A 2,709-nucleotide genomic window follows, 5' to 3' on the forward strand; every position below is an offset into this window, starting at 1 on the left:
ACTCACCACCCACCTCCCCCTCACCCACTTCATCCTCTTCTCCTCCATCGCCGGACTCATCGGAAACCCCGGCCAAGCCAACTACGCCGCCGCCAACACTTACCTCGACGCCCTCGCCCACCACCGCCACCACCACAACCTCCCCGCCACCAGCCTCGCCTGGGGACTCTGGGACACCGCGAGCACGATGACGAGCGGGCTCAGCGAGCTCGACGTCAAACGGTGGGCCCGCAAGGGCGTGCTGCCGATCTCCGCCGAGCGCGGCATGGAGATCTTCGACGCGGCCCTCGTCTCGCCGGAGCCGCTGCTCGCCGCGGCCGATCTGGACCTGCCGACCCTGCGCTCCCCCGACCAGTCCGCGCCCGCCCTGCTGCGCACCCTGGTCCGCGCCCCGCGCCGCCGCGCCGCCGCGGCCGCTGCCCTCTCCGGTACGGGCGGTTCCTCGTGGGCCGAGCGCACCGCCGCGCTCCCCGCGGCCGACCGCCGGCGTACCGTCGGTGAGCTCGTGCGCACCACCGTCGCCGCCGTGCTGGGCCTCGCCGGCCCGGATGCCGTCGACGAGGACACGGCGTTCAAGACCCTCGGCATGGACTCGCTGACCGGCCTGGAGCTGCGCCGCCGGGTCGTGGCGGTCACCGGGGTCACGCTGCCGGCGACGGCCGTCTTCGACCACCCCACACCGGCCGCGCTCGCCGAGTTCCTGACGGGCGAGCTGTCCAAGCTGGCCGGCGAGACCGAGGTGGTCCGTCCCGGCGGGCAGATCGCGGTGCGCAGCACCTCCGATCACGCGGACCCGATCGTGATCGTCGGCATGGCCTGCCGGTACCCGGGCGAGACCCGCTCCCCCGAGGACCTGTGGCGGCTCGTCGCCGACGGCACCGACGCCATCGGCCCCTTCCCCACCAACCGCGGCTGGGCCCTGGACCGGCTCTTCGACGGCGACCCGGACCGCGCGGGCCACTCGTACGCCCGCAACGGCGGGTTCCTCTACGACGCCGACCGGTTCGACGCGGAGTTCTTCGGGATCAGCCCGCGCGAGGCCGCGGCCATGGACCCGCAGCAGCGCCTGCTGCTGGAGGCGAGCTGGGAGGCGGTGGAGAACGCCGGCATCGCCCCGGCCACCCTGCGCGGCACCCGTACCGGTGTGTTCAGCGGTGCCATGTACAGCGAGTACGCCTCCCACCTGCGCAACGCGCCGGAGGCCGTCGAGGCCTACCGTACGACCGGCAACACGCTCAGCGTGGCCTCCGGCCGGGTCTCGTACACGCTGGGCCTCCAGGGCCCGGCGATCACCGTCGACACGGCCTGCTCCTCCTCCCTCGTCGCCCTGCACCTGGCCTCGCAGGCCCTGCGCCAGGGCGAGTGCACCCTCGCCCTCGCGGGCGGCGTGACCGTGATGGCGGTGCCCGATCTGTTCGTGGAGTTCAGCCGCCAGCGCGGGCTGGCGACGGACGGGCGCTGCAAGTCCTTCGCGGACGCGGCGGACGGCACCGCCTGGAGTGAGGGGGTCGGCGTCCTGCTCCTGGAGCGGCTCTCCGACGCCCGCCGCAACGGCCACGAGGTCCTCGCCGTGGTCCGCGGCTCCGCCGTCAACCAGGACGGCGCGAGCAACGCCAGGACCGCGACGCGGAGCGTCCACTGCACCTCGGCTCCCTCAAGTCCAACATCGGCCACTCCCAGGCCGCCGCGGGCGTCGGCGGCGTCATCAAGATGGTCATGGCCATGCGCCACGGGGTGCTCCCCCGCACCCTGCACGTGGACCGGCCGACCTCGCACGTGGACTGGAGCACGGGAGCGGTGTCGCTGCTCACCGAGGCGACGCCGTGGCCGCAGACCGACCGGCCGCGCCGGGCCGGCGTCTCCTCCTTCGGGATCAGCGGCACCAACGCCCACGTCGTCCTCGAACAGGCCCCCGCCGCCGAGCCGAGGCCCGTCATCGAGGCCCCGGCACCCCTGCCCTTGGCGCCCTGGCTGCTGTCGGGGCACACCGAGGCCGCGCTGCGAGCCCAGGCGGGCCGGCTGCTGGCCTTCGTCTCCGAGCGCGCGGAGCAGCCGGAACCGGCCGGTCAGCCGCAGGTCTCACTGGCCGACATCGGCCGGTCGCTGGCGGATGGGCCCACGCTGCTGGCGCACTCCGCGGCCGTCGTCGCGGAGGGCCGGGACGGCGTTCTGCGGGCGCTCGCCGCGCTGGCCGCCGGTGAGGAAACGCCGGAGCTGATCGCGGGTCCGCCGGCGGGTCGGGGCGGTGGCAAGACCGCGTTCCTGTTCACGGGTCAGGGCAGTCAGCGTCCCGGCATGGGCCGCGAGCTCTACGAGACCCACCCCGTCTACGCCCGCTCCCTCGACGAGGTCTGCGCCCACCTCGACGAGCACCTCCAGCAGAACGTCTCCCTCAAGTCCCTCCTCTTCAGCGACGAGGACCCCACCACCTCACCGCTGCACCAGACGATGTGGACGCAGGCAGCGCTCTTCGCCACGGAGGTCGCCCTCTACCGCACCCTCGAACACCACGGCCTCACCCCCGACTACCTGCTCGGCCACTCCCTCGGGGAACTCACCGCCGCGCACATCTCCGGGGTCCTCACCCTGCGCGACGCGGCCCTCCTCGTCGCCGTCCGCGGCCGTCTGATGCAGTCCGCGCCCACCGGCGGCGCGATGATCGCCATCGAGGCCACCGAAACCGAAATCCTCAACACCCTCCCCACCCAC

Annotated in this window: 1 pseudogene; it reads left to right on the forward strand. The window is 73.8% G+C overall.

The annotated features are described in order from the left end of the window. Positions 1-2,709: pseudogene (locus IF88_RS0139545) on the forward strand (beta-ketoacyl synthase N-terminal-like domain-containing protein); the annotation flags it as partial.

It is taken from the genome of Streptomyces sp. NRRL F-2580, assembly GCF_000720115.1.
Classification (GTDB): domain Bacteria; phylum Actinomycetota; class Actinomycetes; order Streptomycetales; family Streptomycetaceae; genus Streptomyces.